The sequence below is a fragment of the Pseudomonas macauensis genome, from assembly GCF_047902425.1.
Classification (GTDB): Bacteria; Pseudomonadota; Gammaproteobacteria; order Pseudomonadales; family Pseudomonadaceae; genus Pseudomonas.
Genome location: NZ_CP138377.1, coordinates 5,720,681 through 5,745,538 on the forward strand (window position 1 = coordinate 5,720,681; position 24,858 = coordinate 5,745,538).

Below are 24,858 nucleotides of genomic sequence, written 5' to 3' on the forward strand. Positions count from 1 at the left end.
AGAAAGGACAGCCAATGTCACGACGCATTTCCCCGGTCATACCCGGCTTCGGGCTGACTCTGGGCTACACCCTGGTGTATCTCAGCCTGTTGGTGCTGATTCCGCTGGGGGCCATGTTCCTCAAGACGACCCAACTCTCCTGGGATCAGTTCTGGACCATCATCACCGCGCCGCGCGTCATCGCCGCGCTCAAGCTGAGCTTCGGCACCGCGCTGATCGCCGCCCTGATCAACGGCGTGATCGGCACCCTGCTGGCCTGGGTGCTGGTGCGCTACCGCTTCCCGGGGCGCAAGATCATCGACGCGATGATCGACCTGCCCTTCGCCCTGCCCACCGCCGTGGCCGGTATCGCGCTCACTGCGCTGTACGCACCCAACGGCCTGGTCGGCCGCTTCGCCACCGAGATCGGCCTGAAGATCGCCTACACCCCGCTGGGCATCACCCTGGCGCTGACCTTCGTGGTCCTGCCCTTCGTCGTACGTACGGTACAGCCGGTGCTGGCGGACATTCCGCGTGAAGTCGAGGAAGCTGCCGCCTGCCTGGGCGCCAAGCCTTTGCAGGTGTTCCGCCACGTGCTGCTGCCGGCACTGCTCCCCGCCTGGCTGACCGGTTTCGCCCTGGCCTTCGCCCGCGGCGTCGGCGAGTACGGCTCGGTGATCTTCATCGCCGGCAACATGCCGATGAAGACCGAAATCCTGCCGCTGCTGATCATGGTCAAGCTGGACCAGTACGACTACACCGGCGCCACCGCCATCGGCGTGCTGATGCTGGTCGTCGCCTTCGTCCTGCTGCTGCTGATCAACCTGCTGCAACGCCGCATCGAAACGCCTTGAGGAGCGCGCCATGAGTACCGCAAGCCTTTCCGCCGCGGCCGCTGCCAATGCTGCTCGCCGGGGTAATGTCTGGGGCCGCCGCGCCCTGATCGCGCTGGCCTGGCTGGCCTTCGCGCTGTTCCTGCTGCTGCCGCTGTTCGTGGTGCTGAGCGAGGCGCTGAAGCAGGGCTTTGGCACCTTCTTCGATGCCATCCTGGAGCCCGACGCACTGTCCGCGCTGAAGCTGACGCTGATCGCCGTGGGCATCTCGGTGCCGCTGAACCTGGTGTTCGGCGTCGCCGCCGCTTGGTGCGTGACCAAGTTCGAGTTCCCCGGCAAGAGCATCCTGGTGACCCTGATCGACCTGCCGTTCTCGGTCTCCCCGGTGATCGCCGGTCTGATCTACGTGCTGCTGTTCGGCGCCCAGGGCTACTTCGGACAATGGCTGTCGGAGCGCGACATCCAGATCGTCTTCGCCGTGCCCGGTATCGTCCTGGCCACCATCTTCGTCACCTTCCCCTTCGTCGCCCGCGAACTGATCCCGCTGATGCAGGAACAGGGCACCCAGGAAGAGGAAGCCGCGCGCCTGCTAGGCGCCAATGGCTGGCAGATGTTCTGGCACGTGACCCTGCCGAACATCAAATGGGGCCTGATCTACGGCGTGGTGCTGTGCACCGCGCGGGCCATGGGCGAGTTCGGCGCGGTGTCGGTGGTCTCCGGGCACATCCGCGGCGTCACCAACACCCTGCCGCTGCACGTCGAAATCCTCTACAACGAGTACAACCACGTCGCCGCTTTCAGCGTCGCCACCCTGCTGCTGCTGATGGCCCTGGTCATCCTGCTGCTCAAGCAGTGGAGCGAATCGCGCCTGACCCGCGCCAAAGTCAAAGCTGACGAAGAGTGAGAGCCACACCATGAGCATCGAGATCCGTAACGTCAGCAAGAACTTCAACGCCTTCAAGGCGCTGAACGACATCAACCTGGATATCCACAGCGGCGAACTGGTGGCCCTGCTCGGCCCGTCGGGCTGCGGCAAGACCACCTTGCTGCGCATCATCGCCGGCCTGGAAACCCCGGACGCCGGCAACATCGTGTTCCACGGCGAGGACGTCTCGCAGCACGACGTGCGCGATCGCAACGTCGGCTTCGTGTTCCAGCACTACGCGCTGTTCCGCCACATGACGGTGTTCGACAACGTCGCCTTCGGCCTGCGCATGAAGCCGAAGAAGGAACGCCCGAGCGAATCTCGCATCGCCGAGAAAGTCCACGAACTGCTGAACATGGTGCAGCTGGACTGGCTGGCCGACCGCTACCCGGAACAGCTCTCCGGCGGCCAGCGCCAGCGTATCGCCCTGGCCCGCGCCCTGGCGGTGGAGCCGAAGATTCTGCTGCTGGACGAACCCTTCGGCGCCCTCGACGCCAAGGTGCGCAAGGAGCTGCGCCGCTGGCTGGCGCGCCTGCACGAGGAGATCAACCTGACCTCGGTGTTCGTCACCCACGACCAGGAAGAAGCGATGGAAGTCGCCGACCGCATCGTGGTGATGAACAAAGGCGTGATCGAGCAGATCGGCTCGCCGGGCGAGGTCTACGAGAACCCGGCCAGCGATTTCGTCTACCACTTCCTCGGCGACTCCAACCGCCTGCACATCGGCGGTGACGAGCACGTGCTGTTCCGTCCGCACGAGATCTCGCTGTCACGCTCCGAAGTGGCCGAGCACCGCGCCGCCGAAGTCCGCGACATCCGTCCGCTGGGTGCGATCACCCGGGTGACGCTGAAAGTGGAAGGCCAGGACGAGTTGATCGAGGCCGAAGTGGTGAAGGACCACGACAGCCTGACCGGCCTCGCCCGTGGCGAGACGCTGTACTTCAAGCCGAAGGCGTATCAGCCGGTGGCGAATATCTGATCGCGCCCCGTGCCGGGGCAATGGCGCTTTTCGTAGGAGCGAGCTTGCTCGCGAACCAGGCCCTGCAGCGGGTTTTGTTCGCGAGCAAGCTCGCTCCTACGCGGTTGAGCCCTGCGACTTCTCGTCCAGGTGACGCGACAGGAAATCCCGACTCGACTCGACGATCGCCTTCTGCACCTTCTCGCTCGCCGCCATCCGCGCCAGCATGAGTGCGCCGACGCACTGCGCCAGCAGCGCCCAGGCATCTTCCTGCGAACCCAACACCTCGGCCCAGGCCTGCTGCAATTCCACCAACGCATCCTCTGCGCTCTGTCGCACGGATACGTCGGCACGGGCGATCTCCGCCCCCAACGCCGGAATCGCACAACCGGCAGCCGCGTCCTGCACATGGGCGACATTCAGATAACGCTTGAGCCCACGCTCAAGACGGGCGCGATCCAGCACCTTGCCTTTCGCCGCAAGCCGCTCGACGCTCTGCTGCAACTCGCGCTCGACGATGGCCGCGAACAGCTCGTCCTTGGAGCCGAAGTGGTTGTAGAACGCCCCGCCGGACAAGCCCACCGCCTTCATCAGCCCGTCCACGCCGGTGGTGGCGAAGCCGCCCTGCTTGGCAATCGCGCCGCTGCTGTCGATCAGGCGCTGGCGGGTTTCTTCCTTGTGGGTGGCTGAGTAGCGCATCGGGCGACTCCGGAAAGCGTGTTGACGGTCCGCCGGAGAATAGCATAACGTTCGTTTACCTAACGACCGTTTACCAAAGAGGAAAACGAGGATGTCGCAGAACAAGAAAGTCGTACTGGTGATCGGCGCCGGCGACGCCACCGGTGGCGCCATCGCCCGCCGCTTCGCCCGAGAAGGCTATGTCGCCTGCGTCACCCGCCGTTCGGCGGACAAGCTGCAGCCGCTGGTGGACACCATCCGCGCCGAAGGCGGCGAGGCCCACGGTTTCGCCTCCGACGCGCGCAAGGAGGAGGCAGTGATCGAGCTGGTGGAAACCATCGAGCGCGACATCGGCCCCATCGAAGCCTTCGTCTTCAACATCGGCGCCAATGTGCCCTGCAGCATCCTCGAAGAGACCGCGCGCAAATACTTCAAGATCTGGGAGATGGCCTGCTTCTCCGGCTTCCTCACCGGCCGCGAAGTGGCCAAGCGCATGGTCAAGCGCCAGCGCGGCACGATCCTCTTCACCGGCGCCACCGCCGGCCTGCGCGGCGCCTCGGGCTTCGCCGCCTTCGCCGGGGCCAAGCACGGCATCCGCGCCCTGGCCCAGAGCATGGCCCGCGAGCTGGGGCCGATGGGTCTGCACGTCGCCCACGTGGTGGTGGACGGCGCCATCGACACCGAGTTCATCCGCGAGACCTTCCCCGAGCGCTACAAGCTCAAGGACCAGGACGGCATCCTCGACCCCGAGCACATCGCCGACAGCTATTGGTATCTGCACTCCCAACCCAGGGATGCTTGGACTTTCGAACTGGATCTGCGCCCGTGGATCGAGCGCTGGTGATCCACCCATAACGACAACAACAAAGAGAGCCACTCATGAGCAAGAGCGTCGAGTTCTACTTCGACTTCGGCAGCCCGACTTCCTATCTGGCCTACACCCAACTGCCGAAGATCTGCGCCGAAACCGGCGCCGAGCTGGTCTATCGTCCGGTATTGCTGGGCGGCGTATTCCAGGCCACCGGCAACGCCTCGCCCATCGCCATCCCGGCCAAGGGCCGCTACACCCTGATCGACATGCTGCGCTTCGCCCGCCGCTACGGCGTGCCGCTGGAGATGAACCCGCATTTTCCGATCAACACCCTCACCCTGATGCGCGCCGCCACCGGCATCCAGATGCGCCAGCCGGAACGCTTCGAGGCGCTGCTGGCCTGCGTGTTCAAGGGCATGTGGGTGGACGCGCTGAACCTGGGCGACCCGGCCGTGCTCGGGCCACTGCTTGCCGAGGCGGGCTTCGATCCGCAGGCGCTGCTGGCACTGACCGCCGAGCAAGAAGTGAAGGATGCGCTCAAGGCCAACACCGAGGCGGCGATCAAGCGCGGGATGTTCGGCGCACCGACGATGTTCGTCAGTGACGAGATGTTCTTCGGCCAGGATCGCCTCGACTTCGTTCGCGAAGCCCTGGCGTAAAGCGGTTCGCGAGCAAGCTCGCTCCTACGAAGAGCGCACCCTGTAGGAGCGAGCTTGCTCGCGAACCCAAGGCCAGAACGGAAGCGAAACAACACCGTAGGGCGCTTAACCTGGAACAGGTTATCCGCCGGCTCCGGTCCGGCGGATAACGCTGGCGCGTTATGCGCCCTACTTTTGTTGCATTCACAGCGCCAGCACAGCCGACCGGCGCAGGCCGAAGAACTCCAGCTCGGCGAACAGCAGGACCACCAGCGCCTGCCCAATCACGAAGGCGTAACCCAAAGTGGTCGGCTGCACATAGCCGGTCACCAGCAAGGCTACGCTCTCCACCACCCACAGGCCGTTCAGCGCGATCACCGCCCAGACGCCGGTGCGGGACAGCGCCGGCTGGTTGCTCATCCAGTAGAGCACCAGCGCCAGCGGCAACAGCACGATGCCCGCCACCATCAGCAGGACGAAAGGCAGGTCAAACAGCTCGCCAAGCGGCTGCGCGGCCAGGGCCATCAGCAGGCCCATGGCGCCACCGGCGAGGGCGTCGATCTTCAAGGTAAGGCGAAGCAGCGGGGACGGTTGCAGCAGAGTCATGGCGAAGCTCCTTCAAGTGTCGCCACCGGTTGGCGGCGTGTGGCTGCAGAATCCGCCCGAGCCTGCCGCGCGTCGATTACCTGCCAGGTAATGGCCGTAATGAAGTGCAAGGTCTATCGTTCGATGCCATGAACAGTCCAGCCCAGAACAGCCCAACCCACCCCGTCGGCGCCCTGCTCCGCCAATGGCGCCAGCGCCGCCGACTCAGCCAGCTCGACCTCGCCTGCGACGCGGAGATTTCCACGCGCCACCTGAGCTTCGTCGAAACCGGACGCGCCCTGCCCAGCCGCGAGATGCTCCTGCATCTGGCCGAACAGCTGGACATTCCCCTGCGCGAACGCAACCGCCTGCTCAGCGCCGCCGGCTACGCCCCGGTGTATTCGGAAAAAGGCCTGGACGACCCGGCGCTGACAGTGGCGAAACAGGCCATCGACCAGTTGCTCAAGGCCCACGAGCCGAACCCGGCGATGGTGGTCGACCGCCACTGGAACCTGCTGGCGTCCAACCGCACGGTGGATATCTTCCTGATCGGCGTCGATCCGGAGCTGCTGCAACCGCCGATCAACGTGCTGCGCATGAGCCTCCACCCCAAGGGCCTGGCGCCGCGCATCCTCAATCTCGGAGCGTGGAAGGCGCACGTGGTGGAGCGCCTGCAGCACGACTTCGAGGCCAGCGGCGACCCGGCATTGGCGGCGTTGCGCGACGAAGTGGCGGCCTACCCGGCGCCGCCCTACGACGAGACGGCCAGCGGCGACATGGTGCTGATTCCGGTACAGTTGCAGACCGAACTGGGCGTGTGCAGCCTGATCGGCACCATCACGGTGTTCGGCACACCGGTGGACGTGACACTGTCGGAGCTGGCGCTGGAAACCTTCTTCCCCGCCGACCCCGACAGCGCGCGCATCCTGCGCCAGCTCAGCGGCACAGAATGAGCTGAATCAGGCGGTCGCCTTCTTTTCGCGGATGCAGGTGGGGCCGGCGCGCTCTTCCACGGCATGCCGCACGTCATCGCGCAGCCCCAGCAGGAAAGCCGCCTCGGCGGCGACGAACAGCGGGCCGACGATCAGCCCGGTGAGGTCATCGACGAACGCCGGTTTGCGGCCTTCGTACCAGTGGCCGACGAACTGGATGATCCAGCCGACCACGAACAGGCCGATGCCCCAGGCCAGCCAGGATGCGGTGGAGCCCGCGGCGAAGGCGGCCCCGCCCCAGAGCGAAAGCCCCAGCAACGCCGCCATCAGCACGCCGAAGCGCAGATCCAGGCGCAGGTAGAACACCACCGAGACCAGCGCCAGCAGTGTGGCGGGCGCAAGCGTCAGGCCGGCCAGCTCGAGGCCGGGGCGCGACAGCAGGGTGGCGATGGACAGGACGATCATCGGAATACCGATGAAGTGGCTGACGATATTCCGCCGGTCACGGTGGTAGGCGGCATATTGGGCAAGGTGATCGACGAGCGTTTTCATTGTTGTTCTCCCGCAAGGTGCTGGCATGATGGCGTTTGCGCGCTTTCCACCTCTGTCAGTTAGCCGACAAAGCCCATGACCGACGCCAAACCCTTCCTCCCCCGCCTCAACGAAGGCCGCTGGTTCCAGGCCCTGCCCGAAAGCCTGCGCCACGCGCTGTGCGCCGCCGCCCTGGTGCGCCGCCTACCGGCCGGGCAGCGGCTGTTCGCCCGTGGCGATGCGCCCTGCGGTCTGTATTGCGTGGTGGAAGGCGCGATCCGTGTCAGTGTGGTCGGCGAGAGCGGCAAGGAAGCGCTGCTGGCCCTGGTCGAGCCGCCCAACTGGTTCGGCGAGATCTGCCTGTTCGACGGCCAGCCGCGCACCCACGACGCCTACGCCGAGGGCGCCACCGTCCTCCTGCAGGTGCCCCTGGCGCCGCTGCAGGCCTTGCTGGCGCAACACCCGGAGTACTGGCGCGACTTCGCCCTGCTGATGAGCCACAAGCTGCGCATCACCTTTGCCGTGCTGGAGGAGCTGTCACTGCTGCCGGCCGCGCCGCGCCTGGCCCGGCGCCTGCTGATGATCGCCGAGGGCTACGGCGAGTCGGCCACCGCCAAGCGCGAGCTGCACCTGCCCCAGGACCAATTGGCGGCCATGCTGTCGCTGTCGCGGCAGACCACCAACCAGATCCTCAAGGAGCTGGAAGCTCAGGGCATCCTGCGCCTGAGCTATGGCGGCATCGAGATTCTCGACCGCGAGCGCCTGCGCCACGCCGCACATGCCTAAGCCTGCATCCTGACGAATCCTCCTTTTGGATGGTTGCAGAGGCACCGTTCAGCGCTAGCCTTGGAGTAGCTGCGACTCTGGCGCCAAGATGCCCACACCCCGACGCCTGGCGCGGCACACAATAACAACAAGGAAACGCCCGCCATGCTCCGAAAGCTCGATGTGCTTCGCGGTATTCTGCTGTGCTGTTTCGGACTCCTCGCTCTCACCGCCCAGGCCAACCTGCCCAGCGACGAACTGCAGCTGCAGACCTTGCAGGTCTACACCTGCCGCTCGATCAACAGCCTGCTGTTGCTGCGCGGCGAAGGCTTCCAGGAAGAACACGCCGCCCAACTGGAGAAAGACCTCGCCACGCTGGACCAGGCGGTCAAGACCTACCCCAAATCCGATGAGGCGCTGAAAAAAGCCCACGCCGCCTTCGTTACACAAATACGCAATGGCGTTTCCTACGGCCCCAAGGAAGAAGACCTGCCCTGGCGCTACAACCAGGAACTCAGCCGCGCCGTGCGCGACTTGTTGAGCCAGATCGAACGCTTCGTCCCCGCCAGCGCCGACGCCAGCCAGATTCCGCTATGGCAGTTGCCGGTACGGGTCGAATTCCTCGCCACCCAGTACCTGGGCCGCGCCTACCTGAGCGGGCTGGAACTGGCGCGCGAACAATCCCAGGAGTACCTGGGCCAGGACGAGCGCGTGCTGGTGCCGCTGCTGTCGCAGCGCATCGAGCAACTGCCGGACAGCGACGCGACCAAGAAGCTGCGCACCCGCTGGGAGTACCTGAGCAAGGCGCTGCAGGACATGAACAGCAGGAGCAACACCGTGGTCAGCGCCTCCGGCCGGCCCTGGGCGCCGATCATCGTCGAACGCAACGCCCGGGCGGTGTCCGGCCAGTTGATGCAGCTCAGCCAGCAATAAGGACTCAGGCCGGGACCGGCTCCGCCACGGGGGCCGGTACCAGGCGTTCCAGTTCGTCACGGTCCAGCTCGGCGGCCCGGCCGACCAGAAGCTCGTCCGGGGCGTGGGCGATCCTCGGGTCCTTGCCGGGATAGTCCAGCGAATGCAGGAAGTGGCGCAGGCAGTTCAGCCGCGCGCGCTTCTTGTCATCAGACTTGATCACCACCCAGGGCGCATCGGCGGTGTCGGTGTGGAAGAACATCGCCTCCTTGGCCTGGGTGTACTCGTCCCAGCGGTCCAGCGACTGGATGTCGATGGGCGACAGCTTCCAGTGCTTGAGCGGATCGTCGCGGCGCGAGACGAAGCGGCGCAGTTGCTCCTCGCGGCTCACCGAGAACCAGAACTTGAACAGGTGGATGCCGTTGCGTACCAGCATGCGCTCCAGCTCCGGGGTCTGCTGCATGAACTCCAGGTACTGGCGCGGCGAGCAGAAGCCCATGACCCGCTCGACGCCAGCGCGGTTGTACCAGGAGCGGTCGAAGAAGACGATCTCGCCAGCGGTGGGCAAATGCTGGACGTAGCGCTGGAAGTACCATTGCCCGCGTTCGGCGTCGCTGGGTTTCTCCAGCGCCACGACGCGGGCGCCGCGCGGGTTCAAGTGCTCCATGAAACGCTTGATGGTGCCGCCCTTGCCGGCGGCGTCGCGGCCCTCGAAGAGCACGACGATGCGCTGGCCGGTTTCCTTCACCCAGCTCTGCACCTTCAGCAGTTCGACCTGCAGCTGCGCCTTCTGCTTCTCGTAGGCCTTGCGCTGCAGGCGGGTGCGGTAGGGGTAGCCGGCGGGCAGCTCGGCGGACGTGGAGTCCTCGTTGCTGCCGCGCGGAGCCATGGCCACGGTCAGCGCCACCGGTCCGTGGCTTTGCGCGCGGATGTCCTCGCCACCGGCGGTGGGGGTATGGGCGGGAAGGGGCTTGTTGGCGTCGGGCTGCGGCATGGTCTCCTCCTGTGAGACGGGGTCGGCCCTCCACTGTGCAATCCGCATCGCGGGCCCTCGTTGACCCGCATCAACGCCTTACAACCAGCCTTTGTACTTGAACCAGTAGTACGGAATGATCGCCGAGACCACCATCGCCACCAGCGCCATCGGGTAGCCGGCCATCCAGGCCAGCTCCGGCATGTGCTGGAAGTTCATGCCGTACACGGTGCCCACCAGCGTCGGCGGCAGGAACAGCACGGCGGCGATGGAGAACACCTTGATGATGCTGTTCTGCTCGATGTTGATCAGGCCGAGGGTGGAATCGAGCAGGAAGGTGATCTCCGCCGACATCTTCGACTGGTACTCGCTCAGCGAGCGCACGTCGCGCTCCACCGACTTCATGCCCAGCTTGGTCTCCTCGCTGATCCAGCCGTTGCTGCCCTGGCGGAAGTAGGACAGCGGCCGGCTGATGCTCAGCAGGCTTTCGTTGAGTTTGGAGAGCAGCGAGTTGCCCCGCCCCAGCTGCTTGACGATGCCCTGCAGGTCCGTCTTGCCGCCACTGGCCTGGCCTTCCTGGAAAATGCCGTTGGACAGCGAATCGAGTTGTTGCTGTACCGTCTCCAGCACGTCGGCGATGCGGTCCACCACGCTGTCCATCAGGGTCACGAACAACTGGTCGCTCTTGCCCTGGCAGCCGCCGCGCTGGGTGCGCGCCTCGAATGTGCGGAAGGCCAGCAGGTCGGTGTAGCGCACCGTCACCAGCCAGTGCGGGGTCAGCACGCAGGTGACTTCCGAGGTACTCGGCTTGTGCTCGCGGATGCCGCCGACCACGGTGGTGGTCATATACAGCGCGCCGTTGCTCTCGTAGAAACGTGAAGAGTCCTCGATCTCGGCCATTTCCTCGCGGGTCGGCACATCCACCGCGATGATCGACTCCAACAGCTGCTCCTCTTCCAGCGTGGGCTGGAACAGGTCGATCCACAGGGTGTCCTTGGGCATGCCGTGGCATTCGCTGCCGTTGTGGCGCACCAGGCGGTCGCCGACGAGGGTGTAATAGGTGATCATGTCGCCCGACAGTCCTTCTACAAGCCGAAGTTGCCCGCAGGTTGGCCAACTTCCCGCCGCTTCACAAGCCCATCGGAGAGCAACGTGATGACCGACCACGACGATGGCGAAGAGTCCTTCGCCGAAGACACCCTGATCCAGGCCATCGAAAACCAGATCGAGAGCGAGAGCCCGCCGGCCGCCCGCGCGGTGTTCAACAAGCTCACCCTGGTCGGCTACGAGCGCGAGGATGCGCTGCACCTGATGGCCCTGGTGCTCGCCCACGAAATCGAGGCCATGCTGGCCGACGACCGCGCCTTCGACGGCGCGTGGTACGAGCAGGCCCTGCGCGCGCTGCCGACCCTGCCCGACGGTACCGAGGCATAAGAGCGCTTGCCGAACCGGTCGGACTTGAGACTAAACTGAGGCCTCACTGACCATTGGGAGTTGCGCGTATGGCTTTCACCAAAGATATGGTTGCGGAACTGGATCTGCTGGCACTCTTCGATCTGGAGAACAGCCAGGCGGGATTGAAAGTCCACCACGACGCCTCGCGGGACACCGTCGCGGCCGCCGAACGCCTGCACGCCAAGGGGCTGATCGACAAACCCGACGGCGGCTACCTGACCAGCCTGGGTCTCGACGCCGCCGAGCATGCCCAAGTCCTGCTGGGCATCCTGCGCAGCTGATCTCAAGATTCGCCATGAGCGGGCGATAACCTGGCAAATTTCCGGGCGCCGCACACCCTGATGCGGCGCCGTTGGCCAGGCCGTAGTACGCCATGACGCTCACCCCCGAGATTCGCCCGGACATCGACGACGGCATCGACCGCAAGGTATTGGCGCAGTTGCGCCAGCGCTTCCTGAAGGTCAATGCCGGCCGCCTGCGGCGCGCCAGCGAAGCGCTGTCCACCCGCCAGCAACTGGTGTTGAAGCTGCTGCCGCTGCTGCTGGACGTGAACCATCCACTGCTGCCCGGCTATGTGTCGGCGGCAACGCCGGCGGGCCTGTCCAACTTCGTCCCGGACGACGAGTTGCTCGCCGAAGCCCAGCGCCTGACCCGCTCCTTCAGCTACAAGCCGCGCCGCGGCGACCCGCCGTTGCCGATCCACGGCCTGTTCCTGATGGGCAGCCTGGGCACCGTCGCCCAGGCCGAGCAGAGCGACCTGGACCTGTGGGTCTGCCACGCCTCCGATCTTTCCCCGCAGGAACTGAGCGAACTGCGCCGCAAGTGCGACCTGCTGGAACAGTGGGCCGCGACCCAGGGCGCCGAGGTTCACTGCTTCTTCATCGAGCCGCAGCGCTTCACCCAGGGCGCGCGCGATACCCGCCTGACCTCCGACGACTGCGGCACCAGCCAGCACTACCTGCTGCTCGACGAGTTCTACCGCACCGCCATCTGGCTCGGCGGGCGCACGCCGTTGTGGTGGCTGGTGCCGGTCTATGACGAAGGCCGCTACGCGCAGTACTGCCAGACGCTGCTGAGCAAGCGTTTCATCCGCGCCGAAGATGTCCTCGACCTCGGCCACCTGGCGCGCATCCCGCCCGGCGAGTTCATCGGCGCGGGCATGTGGCAGCTGTTCAAGGGCATCGAGTCGCCCTACAAGTCGGTGCTCAAGCTGCTGCTCACCGAGGTCTACGCCAGCGAGCACCCGAACGGCGCCTGTCTGAGCCTGCGCTACAAGCAGGCGATCTACGCCGGGCGGCTCGATGAGGACGAGCTCGATCCCTACGTGATGCTCTACCGGCGCCTGGAGGAATACCTTTCGGCGCGCGGCGAGCGGGAGCGCCTGGAGCTGATCCGCCGCTGCCTTTACCTGAAGGTCGGCAAGAAACTCAGCCGCCCGCCGCGCCAGGGCCACAAGAGCTGGCAGCGCAAGCTGATGGAGCGCCTGTCCGCCGAGTGGAACTGGGACAGCCGCACCTACGGGCTGCTCGACAGCCGCAGCCAGTGGAAGGTCCGCCAGGTGCTGCTGGAGCGCCGCGCGCTGGTCAACGAGCTGACCCACAGCTACCGCTTCCTCTCCCAGTTCGCCCGCCTGCAGCAGGCCGCCAGCGGCATCGACCCGCGCGACCTGAGCGTGCTCGGCCGGCGCCTGTACGCCGCCTTCGAGCGCAAGGCCGGCAAGGTCGAGTTCATCAACCCGGGCATTGCCCCGGACGTCGCCGAAGACATCCTCACCCTCGCCCAGCTGCCCGCCGAAGCCAGCAAGCCGCCGTACTGGGCGCTGTTCAGCGGCAGCCTGTCACTGCAGGAAATGGCCGACTTCGCCCCGCTGCGCCGCGCCCGCGACCTGATGGAGCTGCTGGCCTGGAGTCATCGCAATGGCGTGATCGACGCCACCACGCGCCTGTCCCTGCAACCGGGCGCCAGCGACCTCAGCGAATTCGAACTGCAGAACCTGCTGGGCTGCCTGCAGCAGGCCTTCCCGCTGCCGCTCGCCGACGTGCCGGAAAGCGCCCTGCTGCGCAGCAGCGTGCCGGCGCAGACGCTGATCCTGGTGAACGTCGGCCTCGACCCGTTGCGCCAGCACAGCCAGATGAACGTGCACATGACCACCGAGCGCACCGACTCCCTCGGCTACTCCGGCGTGCGCGACAACCTGGTGCTGACCCTCGACCAGATCACCCTGAACAGCTGGAACGAGCTGGTGGTCAGTCGCTTCGCCGGTCCCCACGCGTTGCTCGACTGCCTGCGCGACATCCTCAACGGCCTGCCGACCGACGCCCCGCCGCCGCGCCTGCTGGTGCGCTGCTTCTGCCGCAACCGCGCCGTCGCCATCGCCCAGCGCGTGGAAGACCTGATCCGCGATGCCCACGGACAACTCGCCAGCGGGCGCGGCGGACGCTTCCTGCTGCAGGTGCGGCAGCACTTCCACCTGCTGCAACTGACCCCGGGCGACGTCAGCCACCGGGTGGTGGAAGGGATGTCGGCGCTGATCGAACACCTGGGCGACACCCAGCAAGACAACGGCGTCCTGCAACTGGACCGGCATGCGCTGGAAGGCGAGGACCTGGCGCTGATCCTGCCGCTGGGCCGGGCCAACTGCGTGCAGGTGTTCTATCGCCTGGACGAAGGGACCGCCGAGATCAGCGTCCTCGACGAACGCAATGCGCTCTGGCGCCGTCGTCAGGCCTACGACAACGAGGAAAGCCTGCTGCTACCGCTGCAACGCTTCCTGCAATCGGTGCAGTACCGGCGCAATGCGCTGCTGCCGCTGGTCGAAGGCCAACGCACGGTGGGCGCGGAGATACTCTTCTACGAGGTCCTGCCCAACGGCCACCAGCGCGCGCAGCGGATCGAGCGGCGCACCGCCCCGCAGGCACTGGAAGCGATGCCGTACTACAACGTGCAGGCGATCATCGAGCCAGGCGACGGGCAACGCGCCCGCACCACGCTGTACTGCAACCACCGCGAATTCTCCGAGTTGGAGTACGGCGACGGGCTGTTCCAGGCGGTGGCCCGGCACATCCTCAGCCAGCGCAGCGGCCAGGAGCGCTACCCCTGCTACATCACCGACCTCGACCTGACGGCGATGCAGGAAGGCGGCGAGCTACAGACGGTGCATTTCCTGCGTTACAAGCAGAGCCTGGAGCTGGCTCTGAACCGGGCGTTGGCCGAGGCCTGAGTGGCCGCGGCGCGAAACGCCCGGAGGCGGGGTCTTCAGAGACTGAACGCTCAGCGGTCGAAATCGCCGGCAGCCTCGGGCTGGTATTCCACTTCCAGCAGGGTCAGATTCAGGGTCTTGCCGCTGGGCGCCGGCCAATCGATGCTCTGGCCGGTGGTCAGGCCCAGCAGCGCGGTGCCCACCGGGGCGAGGATCGATACCTTGCCTTCGCCGCCGGCGTCGGCCGGGTAAACCAGGGTCAGGTGGTATTCCTTGCCGCTGCCTTCCTCGCGGCAGCGCACGGTGGAGTTCATCGTGACCACGCCCGGCGGTACCTCGTCGTGGCCGACGACCGTGGCACGGGCCAGTTCAGCCTCCAGCGCCTCGGCAGCGGGACCGTACTCATCCAGGCTGTCGAGCAGGCGCTCCAGACGTTGCAGGTCGAGTCGGGTAACGGTGATGGGTGTCGTGGTCATGATGGTTGGCAGTCTCCTTACAGGAGAGCCCCGGACGCTCGCGCGCTCGGGGCCCTGGTTCTCTGGTATCGAAAGCTAGTGACTACTGAAAGCGTTCTGGAATTCGAAAAATGAAAAACCCCGCCCTAAGGCGGGGTTTTTCCGGACACTAACACAGCACAGAAAATAAGCAACACCGACCAGTCACCACTTCGGTGCGGGGTTGTTTCGGCGCTTTTCGCAGTCCGCCAGGATCGTCCGGCGCCGCTCGTTGTCCGCTGCGCCCCACTCCAGGATCTCGCCCAGAGTGCGGCCGCAGCCCAGGCAGATGTCCGCCTCGTCCAGGCAACAGCGCCGGCAGCAGGGCGAGGCGACCCTCGCCTGCGGCTCAGATTCCGGGGAAGTCGACATCCTCGCCCGCCTGCTCCAGCGTGGCGCGGTTGAGCAGCGCACCCAGCGGCTCGCGGGTGCTGTCGCTGATCCACAGCGAGCCGGATTCGTCGTAGTCGAAGTGGAAGCCACCGGAGCGCGCCGCCACCCACAGCTGGCGCAGCGCCGGCTGGCGGCTGAGGATCAGCTGGGTGCCGTTCTCGAAGCGCACGGTCAGCACGCCGCTGGAGTTCTCCAGGTCCACGTCCAGGTCGCTGTCGTCGAAGGCGTCCTCCACCGTCACCTGTACGGCATCCACCAGGTCATGGAAGCGGGCTTCGCTCAAAGTGCTCATGCATCGTCCTCGGGATCGGTCAAAGGCACCAGTTTACGCCGGTATTGGCCCAGACTCTGCCCCGTCCAGCGCCGGAATGCGCGAGCGAGCGAGCCGGCCTCGCTGAAACCCAGCAGATAGGCGAGGTCGGCGCTGTCCAGCGCCGGGTCGCGCAGGTAGTGCAGCACCAATTGCTGGCGGGTTTCGTCCACCAGCTGGCTGAATGACAGGCCAGTATCGCGCAGCCGCCGCTGCAGCGTGCGGGGGCTCAGCGCCAGTGTCTGCGACAGGCGCTCGAGGTCCGCGCCCTGCTCCGGCAACTGGCGCGCCAGCTCCAGGCGAGCGCGGTCGAGCACGCTGTCGCCCTTGTTGATCTCCGCCAGCAGGCGCTCGGCGTAGGCGTCCAGGGTGCGCCGCACCTCGGCGTCGGCCTGGCCCAGCGGCAGCGCCAGCAGGCGTTTGGGGAAGACCAGGGCGTTGTCCGGCTGATCGAACAGCACCGGGCAGCGGAAGATGCGCTGATGCTCGCGGGTGTCGGCCGGCGCGCCGTGGCGGAAGCGCACCTCGAAGGGCGCCTCGTCCACACCGCTGACCCAATGGCCGAAGCTGACCCAGCCGGCCAGGGTCTCCTCGCTCATCTGTCGCTGCTGTTGCGGCAGCAGCGGCTCCCAGCTGTGCTTTACCAGGGCTTCGCAGCCCGCGCGCGGCGGTTCGTCGGCCAGTTCCACGCGACCCAGGTTGCCCACCAGCGCGGCGTAGCGAGCCTGGCGATGCAACGCATCGGCGAGGGTCGCGCAACTCATGATCAGGTAGCCCAGCACCCCGTAGTAGCCCGGGCGCACCGCCTCGCCCAGGTGCAGGCCGAGGTTGTCGTCGCCGCTGAGCCGCACGCCAGCGCCGACCAGTTCCAGGTACGCGCTGGCAGCGATGCGCTGATCGCGCTGGGCGAGGATCGAAGGCTCCAGGTGCACCGTCGCCAGCAGCTGCGCAGGCTCTACGCCCTGGCGCTGCAGATGCTCCACGAGGCCCTGCAGGTAGGCCACCGATACCGAACTGGGCAGGGGATCGCGATAGTCCATCGAGCTTTCCGTTTTTTGCCCGCATCATAGGGCCAGTTGCCCGCCCGGCGCGACCCGCAAGCCCCGCCGGGCGGGAGCCCGCTCGAATAGGCAAGCCGGCGGGGGGTCGGTATACTCCGGTCCAATTGACGCTTTATTACAAGGATTCCGCCATGAAGCGACTGCTGCTTCCCTTCGTCGCGCTGGCCGTGCTGACCGCCGCGCTGGCCGGCTGCGGCCAGAAAGGCCCGCTGTACCTGCCGGACGACGAGAAGGCCAAGAGCGAACACAGCAAGGACCGCTACGGTCTCTGAGGGTAGCTCCCATGGACGCCTTCTCCGTCCGCGACGGGCAACTGTTCGCGGAGGACGTGCCGTTGTCGGCGATCGCCGAGCGCTTCGGCACGCCGACCTACGTCTATTCCCGCGCGCACCTGACGCAGCAATACCGCGCCTACGCTGACGCCCTGGCGGGCGTGCCGCATCTGGTGTGCTTCGCGGTCAAGGCCAACTCCAACCTCGCCGTGCTGAACGTGCTGGCGCGCCTGGGCGCGGGCTTCGACATCGTCTCCCGTGGCGAACTGGAGCGCGTGCTGGCCGCCGGTGGCGATCCGGCGAAAGTGGTGTTCTCCGGTGTCGGCAAGACCCGCGAGGACATGCGCCGAGCCCTGCAGGTCGGCGTGCACTGCTTCAATGTCGAATCCGAGGTGGAGCTGGAACGCCTGCAGGCGGTTGCCGCCGAACTGGGCGTGAAGGCGCCGGTGTCCCTGCGGGTCAACCCGGACGTCGACGCGCAGACCCACCCGTACATCGCCACGGGCCTGAAGGAAAACAAGTTCGGCATCGCCATCGACGCCGCCGAGGCGGTCTACGCCCGCGCCGCGCAGCTGCCGAACCTGGACGTGATCGGCGTCGATTGCCACATCGGCTCGCAGCTGACCAGCCTGGAACCCTTCCTCGACGCCCTCGACCGCCTGCTGGCGCTGGTGGATCGCCTCGCCGCGCGCGGCATCGCCATCCGCCACCTGGACCTGGGTGGCGGCCTCGGCGTGCGCTACCGCGATGAAACGCCGCCTGCGCCTGCCGAGTACATCCGCGCCCTGCGCGAGCGCCTGGGCAACCGCCCGCTGGCGCTGGTGTTCGAGCCGGGCCGCAACATCGCCGCCAACGCCGGCGTGCTGCTGACCCGCGTCGAGTACCTGAAACACACCCAAGACAAAGACTTCGCCATCGTCGATGCGGCGATGAACGACCTGATCCGCCCGGCGCTGTACCAGGCCTGGATGGACGTGACCCCGGTCGTCGCCCGTGACGGCGAAGCACGCACCTACGACCTGGTCGGGCCGATCTGCGAAACCGGCGACTTCCTCGCCAAGGACCGCAGCCTCGCCCTGGAAGAAGGTGACCTGCTGGCCGTTCGTTCGGCCGGCGCCTATGGTTTCGTGATGAGTTCCAACTACAACACCCGGGGCCGCGCCGCCGAGGTGCTGGTGGATGGCTCGGCCGCGCACGAAGTGCGTCGCCGCGAGACACTACAAGAGCTGTTCGCCGGCGAAAGCCTGCTGCCGGACTGAGGCCGAGACGACGATGCTTCTGCGCTTTACCAAGATGCATGGGCTGGGCAATGACTTCATGGTCCTGGACCTGGTCAGCCAGCACGCCCATGTGCAACCACGCCACGTGAAACAGTGGGGCGACCGCAATTTCGGGGTCGGTTTCGATCAGTTGCTGATCGTTGAGCCGCCGAGCACGCCGGAGGCGGATTTCCGCTACCGCATCTTCAACTGCGACGGCACCGAGGTCGAACAGTGCGGCAACGGCGCGCGCTGCTTTGCCCGCTTCGTGGTCGACAAGCGCCTGACGGTGAAGAAGACCATCCGCGTGGAAACCAAGGGCGGGATGATCGAACTGACCATCACCAACGATGGCCAGGTCACCGTGAACATGGGCGCGCCGCGCCTGGCGCCCGAGCAGGTGCCGTTCCAGGCCGACGCCGAGGCGCTGAGCTACGGCGTCGAAGTGGACGGCCAGAGTTACCAGCTGGCGGCGATCTCCATGGGCAACCCGCACGGCGTGCTGCGCGTGGATGACGTGGACAGCGCCCCGGTGCGCACGCTGGGGCCGAAACTCGAAATCCATGAAAGCTTCCCGCAGAAGGCCAACATCGGCTTCCTGCAGGTGGTCGACCCGCACCAGGCGCGCCTGCGCGTCTGGGAGCGCGGCGTCGGCGAGACCCTCGCCTGCGGCACCGGCGCCTGCGCGGCGGCGGTCGCCGGAATCCGCCAGGGCTGGCTGCAATCGCCGGTACAGATCGAGCTTCCCGGCGGACGGTTGTCCATCGAGTGGGCAGGACCGGGTCAGCCCGTTATGATGACCGGGCCCGCGGTGCGGGTGTTCGAAGGCCAGGTACGTCTATAAGGCCTGTTTCCAACGCCGCATGAACAGGCGCAGGCAATAAACCGGGACGCTTATGACCGATACTCCGCAGGAACCCACCGTTACCCTCGAAGCCGACCAGGTCGCCGACTATCTTCGTCGGCACCCGGAATTCTTCGTCGACCATGACGAGCTGATCCCGGAGATGCGCATTCCGCACCAGCCGGGCGATGCCGTGTCGCTGGTGGAACGCCAGGTGCGCCTGCTGCGCGAGCGCAACATCGAGATGCGCCATCGCCTGTCGCAGCTGATGGACGTGGCCCGCGACAACGACCGGCTGTTCGACAAGACCCGCCGCCTGGTGCTCGACCTGCTCGACGCCACCAGCCTGGAAGACATCGTCAGCACCGTGGAAGACAGCCTGCGCCACGAATTCCAGGTGCCCTACGTCAGCCTGATCCTGTTCAGCGACAACAACCTGCCGGTGGGCCGCTCGGTGAGCAGCGCCGAGGCGCACCAGGCCATCGGCGGCCTGCTGTCGGGCGGCAAGACCGTCTGCGGCGTGCTGCGCCCCCACGAGCTGGCCTTCCTGTTCTGCGAAGACGAACGCGAGCAGGTCGGCTCCGCCGCCGTGGTGCCGCTGACCTTCCAGGGTCTGCACGGCGTGCTGGCGATCGGCAGCCCCGACCCGCAGCACTACAAGAGTTCGCTGGGCACCCTGTTCCTCGGCTACGTCGCCGAAGTCCTCGCGCGCACCCTGCCGCGCTTTTCCACGCCGCTGCGGTCGGTTCGATAACAGCAGCGGCACGCCTCACGCTGTAAGCTGCAAGAGGACAGCCTGTACTTGGAGCTGACGCTTGAAGCTTGAAGCCGACATCGACGCCTACCTGGAACACCTGCGCAGCGAGCGCCAGGTGTCCTCCCACACGCTCGACGGTTACCGCCGCGACCTGACGCGCCTGGCATCCCTCTGCGAAAAAGCCTCGCTCAGCGACTGGCCGGCACTTCAGGTGCGGGACCTGCGCCTGTTCGTCGCCCGCCTGCACCAGCAAGGCCTCGCCAGCCGCAGCCTGGCGCGCCTGCTGTCGGCCACCCGCGGGCTGTTCCAGTACCTGATTCGTGAAGGCCGCTGCCGGCACAATCCCGCCGACGGCCTGTCCGCGCCCAAGGGCGCGCGCAAGCTGCCGCGCACCCTCGATACCGACCGCACTGCACAACTGCTCGACGGTGGTGTCGAGGACGACTTCATCGCCCGCCGCGACCAGGCCGTGCTGGAGCTGTTCTATTCCTCCGGCCTGCGCCTGTCCGAGCTGGTCGGCCTGGACCTGGAGTGGCTCGACCTCAAGGAAGGCCTGGTGCGCGTGCACGGCAAGGGCAACAAGGTGCGCGAACTGCCCGTGGGCCGCGCCGCGCGACAGGCCATCGAAGCCTGGCTGCCGTTGCGGGCGCTGGCCTCGCCGCAGGACAACGCGGTGTTCATCGGCCGCAGCGGCAAGCGCCTGACCCCACGCGCCATCCAGCTGCGAGTGCGCGAAGCCGGCGTGCGCGAGCTGGGCCAGCACCTGCATCCACACATGCTGCGACACTCCTTCGCCAGCCATATGCTGGAGTCGTCCCAGGACCTGCGTGCCGTACAGGAGCTGCTCGGCCACGCCGACATTGCCACCACGCAGATCTACACCCACCTGGATTTCCAACACCTCGCCACGGTCTACGACCAGGCGCACCCACGGGCGCGCCGCAAGCACGATGGCGAGCCGGGAGCTGAAGAATGAGTATCCGTCTGGTCACCTTCGACCTCGATGACACGCTGTGGGACGTCGCCCCGGTGATGAACAGCGCGGAAGCCACCCTGCGCGAATGGCTGGCGGTGAACGCCGCACAACTGGGCCCGGTGCCCATCGAACACCTGTGGGCGATCCGCTCGCGCCTGCAGGGCGAAGACCCGATGCTCAAGCACCGCCTGAGCGAACTGCGTCGGCGCATCCTGTTCCACGCGCTGCTCGACGCCGGTTATCCACAGGCCGAGGCGGGTGACCTGGCCGAAGCCGGCTTCCAGACCTTCCTCCACGCGCGGCACCAGGTGGCGCTGTTCCCCGAGGTGCATCCGACGCTGGAGCGGCTGGCCAACCAGTTCATCCTAGGCGTGCTCACCAACGGCAATGCCGACGTGCGCCGCCTGGGCCTGGCCGACTACTTCCAGTTCGCCCTGTGCGCAGAGGAGCTGGGGGTTGGCAAGCCGGACCCGCATCCGTTCCAGGAAGCGCTCAAGCGCGGTGGCGTGGCGGCGGAGCAGGCCGTGCACATCGGCGACCATCCCAGCGATGACATCGCCGGGGCGCGGCGCGCCGGCATGAAGGCGGTCTGGTTCAATCCGGGGCGCAAGGACTGGGATGGCGAAGAGGCGCCCAGCGCGATCATCCACAACCTGGCGGAGCTGCCGGGGGTGCTCGCGAAGCTGTAAGGCCGTCACGCGACCGTAGGGCGTACAACCGTTCGCGGTTGTACGCCGATACACCCTGATTGCCAGCTGGCGGGTGGGTTGAGTTCGAAGCGCTCGGTAAGAGACTTCCGGGCTGGAGTCCGCGCGGCCGGAAACCAAGGTCAAACGGCGTATAACGTCGAACGTTATACGCCCTACGCTCCTGACGGCGACAACTCTACGAGTTCCATGAAAAAGCCCCGCCACTCCCTCTCGGGAATGGCGGGGCTTTTTCATGTCGCGTCAGATATCAGATAGGGCGGCTGCCGTATTTGCTATCCGGCTTCTTGGGCGGATCGGCGACCACGTTGGGTTCGATCTCCTGCACCTTGCCACCGCGATTGAGGAACTCCTCCATCGCCTTGGCCAGGGCATCGCGTTCCTTCTGCTTGGCTTCGACCGAGGGCAGTTCCTCTTCCTCTACCGCGGCCTTGGCTTTCTTGCCGCCACCGGAAGAAGAAGGGGCTTCATCCCCATCGTTGCCTTCGGCTTCACCATCGTCAGCCGCGGCGAGTTCCTCGCCATCGTCCTCATCGGCGCCGTCCAGCTCGTCCTGTTCCAGTTCTTCGTCGCTCATTGTTCAACCTCTGTGGTGCTGCAAAGCACGTTAGTTATAGCCCAGCTGCGCGCTTTGACGAACGCAGCTGGAAAAAATTCACACAAGCTCGCCCTGCCAGGTCGCCAGTATCCTGCGCGGGCCCCCGTGGTCACGGTGCTCGCCGAGATAGATACCTTGCCAGACGCCCATTGCCAAGTGGCCATCCTGTATCGGCAGGGTCAGCTGGCAGCCCAGCAGGCTGGCCTTGAAGTGCGCCGGCAGATCGTCCGGGCCTTCGTAGTCATGTTCGTAACCGCCCTCGCCCTGCGGCACCAGGCGATTGAAGAATCGCTCGAAGTCGCGGCGCACCGAGGGATCGGCATTCTCGTTCACCGTCAGCGACGCCGAGGTGTGCTGCAACAGCAGGTGCAGCAGGCCGACACGGCACTTCGCAAGCTCCGGCAACGCGGCCAGGACCTCGTCAGTGACCAGGTGGAAACCTCGCGAACGAGGGCGCAGGGTGATGGATTTCTGCTGCCACATGGCGGGCTCTCCTCCGTCGGGAACGGTGATGCGCGCGCATTCTAGCGTGATGCTCAAAAAAACAAAGGGCGCCCGTAGGCGCCCTTCGTCGAACTTGCGCGAACCCTTACAGGTTGTAGCCGCGCTCGTTGTGCAGGGAGAGGTCCAGACCCATGGTTTCCTCTTCCTCGCTGACGCGCAGGCCCATGAGCAGGTCCAGCACCTTGAGGATCACGAAGCTGACGATCGCGGTGTAGACGATGGTGAAGGCCACACCCTTGAACTGGATGAACAGCTGGGCGCCGATGTCGGTCACGGTGCCGAAGCCGCCCAGGGCAGGCGCGGCGAACACACCGGTGAGCAGGGCGCCGACGATGCCGCCGACCGCATGCACGCCGAAGGCGTCCAGGGAATCGTCGTAGCCGATGGCGCGCTTGAGGCTGGTGGCGGCGAAGAAGCAGATCACGCCGGCAGCCAGGCCGATCACGATGGCGCCCATCGGGCCGCAGGTACCGGCGGCCGGGGTAACGGCGACCAGGCCGGCAACCACGCCGGAGGCGATGCCCAGGGCGCTCGGCTTACCGTGGGTGATCCACTCGGCGAACATCCAGCCCAGGGCAGCGGCGGCGGTGGCGATCTGGGTGACCAGCATGGCCATGCCGGCAGTGCCGTTGGCGGCAGCAGCGGAACCGGCGTTGAAGCCGAACCAGCCCACCCACAGCAGCGCCGCGCCGACCAGGGTGTAGCCCAGGTTGTGCGGTGCCATGGCGGCATTCGGGTAGCCCTTGCGCTTGCCCATCACCAGAGCGGCGACCAGGCCCGCGACACCGGCGTTGATGTGCACCACGGTGCCACCGGCGAAGTCCAGCACGCCCCAGTCCCACAGCAGACCGCCGTCACCGCTCCACACCATGTGGGCGATCGGCGCGTAGACCAGGGTGAACCACAGCGCGGTGAAGATCAGCAGGGCGGAGAACTTCATGCGCTCGGCGAAGGCACCGACGATCAGCGCCGGGGTGATGATCGCGAAGGTCATCTGGAACATCACGAACACGCTTTCGGGGAACAGCGCGGCGGCGGACGTCAGACCGGTGTTGGTCAGGCCGCTGAGGAAGGCCTTGTCCAGGCCACCGACGAAGGAGGCGAAGTTGACCACGCCCTTTTCCATGCCGACGGTGTCGAAGGCCAGGCTGTAGCCGTAGACGACCCAGAGGATGCTGATCAGCGCGGTGATCGCGAAGCACTGCATCATGATCGACAGGACGTTCTTGGCGCGCACCATGCCGCCGTAGAACAGGGCCAGACCGGGGATGGTCATCAGCAGCACCAGCGCGCTGGAAATCAGCATCCAGGCGGTGTCACCGCTGTTCAGGACGGGGGCCGCGGCTTCGTCAGCCAGGGCCAGTCCGGGCATTGCGAGAGGCAATAGGGCGCCTAGCCCTGCGTATTTGCGCAGAGTCATTGTTGTTTCTCCTGGGGCGTGGGGTTCGGTGTGGGCTTGGCTTAGATCGCGTCGGTGCCGGTTTCGCCGGTACGGATACGAATGGCCTGTTCCAGGTTTACGACAAAGATCTTGCCGTCACCGATTTTCCCGGTGTTGGCGGCCTTGGTGATGGCTTCGATAACACGATCCAGTTGGTCATCGGCGATGGCGACGTCGATCTTCACCTTGGGCAGGAAGTCGACGACGTATTCCGCGCCACGGTACAGCTCGGTGTGGCCCTTCTGCCGGCCGAAGCCCTTGACTTCGGTCACAGTGATGCCCTGCACGCCGATCTCGGACAGCGACTCACGAACGTCGTCCAGCTTGAACGGCTTGATGATGGCTGTGACTAGCTTCATGTAACTCTCTCCCGTGTTTTGGTGGACCCGCCCCAGGAAGAACGAACCCGGGGACAAGTCTAAGCGCAGTGTCTGGCTTTTGTAATGCGCCGGCCGCCCTACCTCAGCACTCCGACTGCCTTGATCGAAGCAATCCACCGCCTCGCCTGCAGCACCGGAACTGCATCGGTGCACGCCATGCATGCCCCAAAGCATGAACCTTGCCAGCTCGGTGAAATGCCCGTGCTTTCAGCCACTTGCTGGAAGTCCGGGGCTTCTGGCCAATCGCCAGTGGCCATCGGGCGCACCGAAAGCGCGCACGCGCAGCGGGCATACTGCTCAAAAAGCGTGCAATCCCCCGCCCCGCTGCCAGTGCTGGCTGCGTGATAGACTGCGCTCTGATTCAATCCGGAACCCATGAACCATGCTGCCGCCCAAAGCCTTCCTCGATGCCATCAGCCAACAAGCCGGACGCCTGTTCGGCGGCGAATCGCCCCTGCCGAAGGCCGAGCTGGAAGCCCAGTTCAAGGTTCTGATGCAGAGCGCCTTCAGCAAGCTCGACCTGGTCAGCCGTGACGAGTTCGACAGCCAGATGGTGGTACTCGCCCGCACCCGCGCCCGCCTCGAAGCACTGGAAGCCAAGGTCGCGGAAATGGAAGCCAAGCTCTCGCCGCCCGCCGAGGCCCCGGCCGAACACGCCGAATAAGCCCCACCGGCGGGGCGGCATGTG

At 66.1% G+C, this 24,858-nt stretch carries 31 protein-coding genes; 18 read left to right on the plus strand and 13 right to left on the minus strand.

Annotated elements, in window-relative coordinates; translation table 11 throughout:
* The first annotated feature begins 14 nt into the window (after nt 1–14).
* From cysT to SD196_RS26135, 3 genes are read left to right on the plus strand one after another with little or no spacing between them, the layout of a single operon-like run.
* Nucleotides 15–833 carry a sulfate ABC transporter permease subunit CysT gene (gene cysT / locus SD196_RS26125; RefSeq protein ID WP_017520777.1) on the plus strand — a complete coding sequence of 273 codons (819 nt, stop codon included), beginning with the start codon at nt 15–17 and terminating at the stop codon, nt 831–833.
* A 10-nt stretch (nt 834–843) separates the two neighbouring features.
* The gene (gene cysW, locus SD196_RS26130) at nt 844–1,716 is read left to right on the plus strand and encodes a sulfate ABC transporter permease subunit CysW (RefSeq protein WP_343578093.1); all 873 of its coding nucleotides are present in this window, start codon (nt 844–846) and stop codon (nt 1,714–1,716) included.
* A 10-nt stretch (nt 1,717–1,726) separates the two neighbouring features.
* Entirely contained in the window at nt 1,727–2,716 is a 990-nt protein-coding gene (locus SD196_RS26135; RefSeq protein ID WP_275609216.1) for a sulfate/molybdate ABC transporter ATP-binding protein, read from the plus strand.
* Between the two features lie 96 nt (nt 2,717–2,812).
* Here SD196_RS26135 and SD196_RS26140 read toward each other — a convergent pair whose 3' ends face one another.
* Nucleotides 2,813–3,394 (minus strand): TetR/AcrR family transcriptional regulator, encoded by a 582-nt coding sequence (locus tag SD196_RS26140; RefSeq protein ID WP_343578094.1) that lies wholly within the window; start codon nt 3,392–3,394, stop codon nt 2,813–2,815.
* A gap of 91 nt (nt 3,395–3,485) precedes the next feature.
* Here SD196_RS26140 and SD196_RS26145 point away from each other — a divergent pair, with 91 nt between their 5' ends.
* Nucleotides 3,486–4,217 (plus strand): SDR family oxidoreductase, encoded by a 732-nt coding sequence (locus SD196_RS26145; protein WP_343578095.1) that lies wholly within the window; start codon nt 3,486–3,488, stop codon nt 4,215–4,217.
* Nucleotides 4,218–4,252: 35 nt separating this feature from the next.
* Nucleotides 4,253–4,843, plus strand: a complete 591-nt coding sequence (locus tag SD196_RS26150) for a 2-hydroxychromene-2-carboxylate isomerase (protein ID WP_343578096.1) — start codon at nt 4,253–4,255, stop codon at nt 4,841–4,843.
* Between the two features lie 183 nt (nt 4,844–5,026).
* Here SD196_RS26150 and SD196_RS26155 read toward each other — a convergent pair whose 3' ends face one another.
* Nucleotides 5,027–5,428, minus strand: a complete 402-nt coding sequence (locus tag SD196_RS26155) for a hypothetical protein (RefSeq protein WP_275609220.1) — start codon at nt 5,426–5,428, stop codon at nt 5,027–5,029.
* A 128-nt stretch (nt 5,429–5,556) separates the two neighbouring features.
* On the opposite strand from SD196_RS26155, the gene SD196_RS26160 reads away from it, so the two are divergent.
* Complete coding sequence (locus SD196_RS26160) at nt 5,557–6,360, plus strand: helix-turn-helix domain-containing protein (RefSeq protein ID WP_275609221.1); 804 nt, start codon at nt 5,557–5,559, stop codon at nt 6,358–6,360.
* A gap of 6 nt (nt 6,361–6,366) precedes the next feature.
* Here SD196_RS26160 and SD196_RS26165 read toward each other — a convergent pair whose 3' ends face one another.
* The gene (locus tag SD196_RS26165) at nt 6,367–6,891 is read right to left on the minus strand and encodes a DUF962 domain-containing protein (protein WP_343578097.1); all 525 of its coding nucleotides are present in this window, start codon (nt 6,889–6,891) and stop codon (nt 6,367–6,369) included.
* A gap of 75 nt (nt 6,892–6,966) precedes the next feature.
* Between SD196_RS26165 and SD196_RS26170 the strand changes: the two genes are divergently transcribed.
* Both SD196_RS26170 and SD196_RS26175 read left to right on the plus strand, forming a co-directional pair.
* Nucleotides 6,967–7,656 carry a Crp/Fnr family transcriptional regulator gene (locus tag SD196_RS26170; protein WP_343578098.1) on the plus strand — a complete coding sequence of 230 codons (690 nt, stop codon included), beginning with the start codon at nt 6,967–6,969 and terminating at the stop codon, nt 7,654–7,656.
* A gap of 144 nt (nt 7,657–7,800) precedes the next feature.
* On the plus strand, nt 7,801–8,568 hold the full coding sequence (locus tag SD196_RS26175) for a hypothetical protein (protein WP_275609224.1): 768 nt from the start codon (nt 7,801–7,803) through the stop codon (nt 8,566–8,568).
* Between the two features lie 4 nt (nt 8,569–8,572).
* Here the strand turns inward: SD196_RS26175 and ppk2 are convergent, their stop codons facing one another.
* Nucleotides 8,573–9,454, minus strand: coding sequence for a polyphosphate kinase 2 (gene ppk2, locus SD196_RS26180; protein WP_275612034.1), 882 nt, complete (start codon nt 9,452–9,454; stop codon nt 8,573–8,575).
* A 165-nt stretch (nt 9,455–9,619) separates the two neighbouring features.
* Nucleotides 9,620–10,588 (minus strand): magnesium transporter CorA family protein, encoded by a 969-nt coding sequence (locus tag SD196_RS26185; protein WP_275609225.1) that lies wholly within the window; start codon nt 10,586–10,588, stop codon nt 9,620–9,622.
* Nucleotides 10,589–10,675: 87 nt separating this feature from the next.
* Between SD196_RS26185 and SD196_RS26190 the strand changes: the two genes are divergently transcribed.
* From SD196_RS26190 to SD196_RS26200, 3 genes are all read left to right on the plus strand, one after another.
* Nucleotides 10,676–10,954, plus strand: coding sequence for a hypothetical protein (locus SD196_RS26190; RefSeq protein ID WP_275609226.1), 279 nt, complete (start codon nt 10,676–10,678; stop codon nt 10,952–10,954).
* A gap of 68 nt (nt 10,955–11,022) precedes the next feature.
* A complete protein-coding gene (locus tag SD196_RS26195; protein ID WP_207886723.1) occupies nt 11,023–11,256 on the plus strand; it encodes a TIGR02647 family protein in 234 nt (77 codons plus the stop codon).
* 92 nt (nt 11,257–11,348) lie between these two features.
* Nucleotides 11,349–14,195 carry a class I adenylate cyclase gene (locus SD196_RS26200; RefSeq protein ID WP_343578100.1) on the plus strand — a complete coding sequence of 949 codons (2,847 nt, stop codon included), beginning with the start codon at nt 11,349–11,351 and terminating at the stop codon, nt 14,193–14,195.
* Between the two features lie 50 nt (nt 14,196–14,245).
* On the opposite strand, the gene rnk is transcribed toward SD196_RS26200, so the two are convergent.
* The 4 genes from rnk to SD196_RS26220 form a co-directional block, all read right to left on the minus strand.
* Nucleotides 14,246–14,650 (minus strand): nucleoside diphosphate kinase regulator, encoded by a 405-nt coding sequence (gene rnk / locus SD196_RS26205; RefSeq protein WP_343578101.1) that lies wholly within the window; start codon nt 14,648–14,650, stop codon nt 14,246–14,248.
* Nucleotides 14,651–14,833: 183 nt separating this feature from the next.
* The gene (locus SD196_RS26210) at nt 14,834–15,040 is read right to left on the minus strand and encodes a DUF1289 domain-containing protein (RefSeq protein ID WP_343578102.1); all 207 of its coding nucleotides are present in this window, start codon (nt 15,038–15,040) and stop codon (nt 14,834–14,836) included.
* Entirely contained in the window at nt 15,018–15,353 is a 336-nt protein-coding gene (gene cyaY / locus SD196_RS26215; RefSeq protein WP_015479506.1) for an iron donor protein CyaY, read from the minus strand. The genes SD196_RS26210 and cyaY overlap by 23 nt, the downstream gene beginning before the upstream one ends.
* Nucleotides 15,350–16,411, minus strand: coding sequence for an AraC family transcriptional regulator (locus tag SD196_RS26220; RefSeq protein ID WP_331319585.1), 1,062 nt, complete (start codon nt 16,409–16,411; stop codon nt 15,350–15,352). The genes cyaY and SD196_RS26220 overlap by 4 nt, the downstream gene beginning before the upstream one ends.
* Before the next feature lie 152 nt (nt 16,412–16,563).
* Here SD196_RS26220 and lptM point away from each other — a divergent pair, with 152 nt between their 5' ends.
* The 6 genes from lptM (at nt 16,564) to SD196_RS26250 (ending at nt 21,229) form a co-directional block, all read left to right on the plus strand.
* Nucleotides 16,564–16,704, plus strand: a complete 141-nt coding sequence (lptM, locus tag SD196_RS26225; RefSeq protein WP_015479508.1) for an LPS translocon maturation chaperone LptM — start codon at nt 16,564–16,566, stop codon at nt 16,702–16,704.
* A gap of 11 nt (nt 16,705–16,715) precedes the next feature.
* Nucleotides 16,716–17,963, plus strand: a complete 1,248-nt coding sequence (lysA, locus tag SD196_RS26230) for a diaminopimelate decarboxylase (protein ID WP_331319584.1) — start codon at nt 16,716–16,718, stop codon at nt 17,961–17,963.
* Nucleotides 17,964–17,976: 13 nt separating this feature from the next.
* Complete coding sequence (gene dapF / locus SD196_RS26235) at nt 17,977–18,807, plus strand: diaminopimelate epimerase (RefSeq protein WP_343578103.1); 831 nt, start codon at nt 17,977–17,979, stop codon at nt 18,805–18,807.
* A gap of 52 nt (nt 18,808–18,859) precedes the next feature.
* A complete protein-coding gene (locus SD196_RS26240; RefSeq protein WP_275609233.1) occupies nt 18,860–19,561 on the plus strand; it encodes a DUF484 family protein in 702 nt (233 codons plus the stop codon).
* 61 nt (nt 19,562–19,622) lie between these two features.
* Nucleotides 19,623–20,540 (plus strand): tyrosine recombinase XerC, encoded by a 918-nt coding sequence (xerC, locus tag SD196_RS26245; RefSeq protein ID WP_275609234.1) that lies wholly within the window; start codon nt 19,623–19,625, stop codon nt 20,538–20,540.
* Nucleotides 20,537–21,229, plus strand: coding sequence for an HAD family hydrolase (locus SD196_RS26250; RefSeq protein WP_416310847.1), 693 nt, complete (start codon nt 20,537–20,539; stop codon nt 21,227–21,229). The genes xerC and SD196_RS26250 overlap by 4 nt, the downstream gene beginning before the upstream one ends.
* 268 nt (nt 21,230–21,497) lie before the next feature.
* Here SD196_RS26250 and sutA read toward each other — a convergent pair whose 3' ends face one another.
* The 4 genes from sutA to glnK form a co-directional block, all read right to left on the minus strand.
* Nucleotides 21,498–21,824 (minus strand): transcriptional regulator SutA, encoded by a 327-nt coding sequence (gene sutA, locus SD196_RS26255; protein ID WP_275609236.1) that lies wholly within the window; start codon nt 21,822–21,824, stop codon nt 21,498–21,500.
* A 78-nt stretch (nt 21,825–21,902) separates the two neighbouring features.
* A complete protein-coding gene (locus tag SD196_RS26260) occupies nt 21,903–22,328 on the minus strand; it encodes a secondary thiamine-phosphate synthase enzyme YjbQ (RefSeq protein ID WP_275609237.1) in 426 nt (141 codons plus the stop codon).
* A gap of 106 nt (nt 22,329–22,434) precedes the next feature.
* Nucleotides 22,435–23,769 (minus strand): ammonium transporter, encoded by a 1,335-nt coding sequence (locus SD196_RS26265; protein WP_343578105.1) that lies wholly within the window; start codon nt 23,767–23,769, stop codon nt 22,435–22,437.
* Nucleotides 23,770–23,810: 41 nt separating this feature from the next.
* Entirely contained in the window at nt 23,811–24,149 is a 339-nt protein-coding gene (gene glnK, locus SD196_RS26270) for a P-II family nitrogen regulator (RefSeq protein ID WP_003457590.1), read from the minus strand.
* Nucleotides 24,150–24,552: 403 nt separating this feature from the next.
* Between glnK and SD196_RS26275 the strand changes: the two genes are divergently transcribed.
* A complete protein-coding gene (locus SD196_RS26275; protein ID WP_275609239.1) occupies nt 24,553–24,834 on the plus strand; it encodes an accessory factor UbiK family protein in 282 nt (93 codons plus the stop codon).
* The last annotated feature ends 24 nt before the right edge of the window (nt 24,835–24,858 follow it).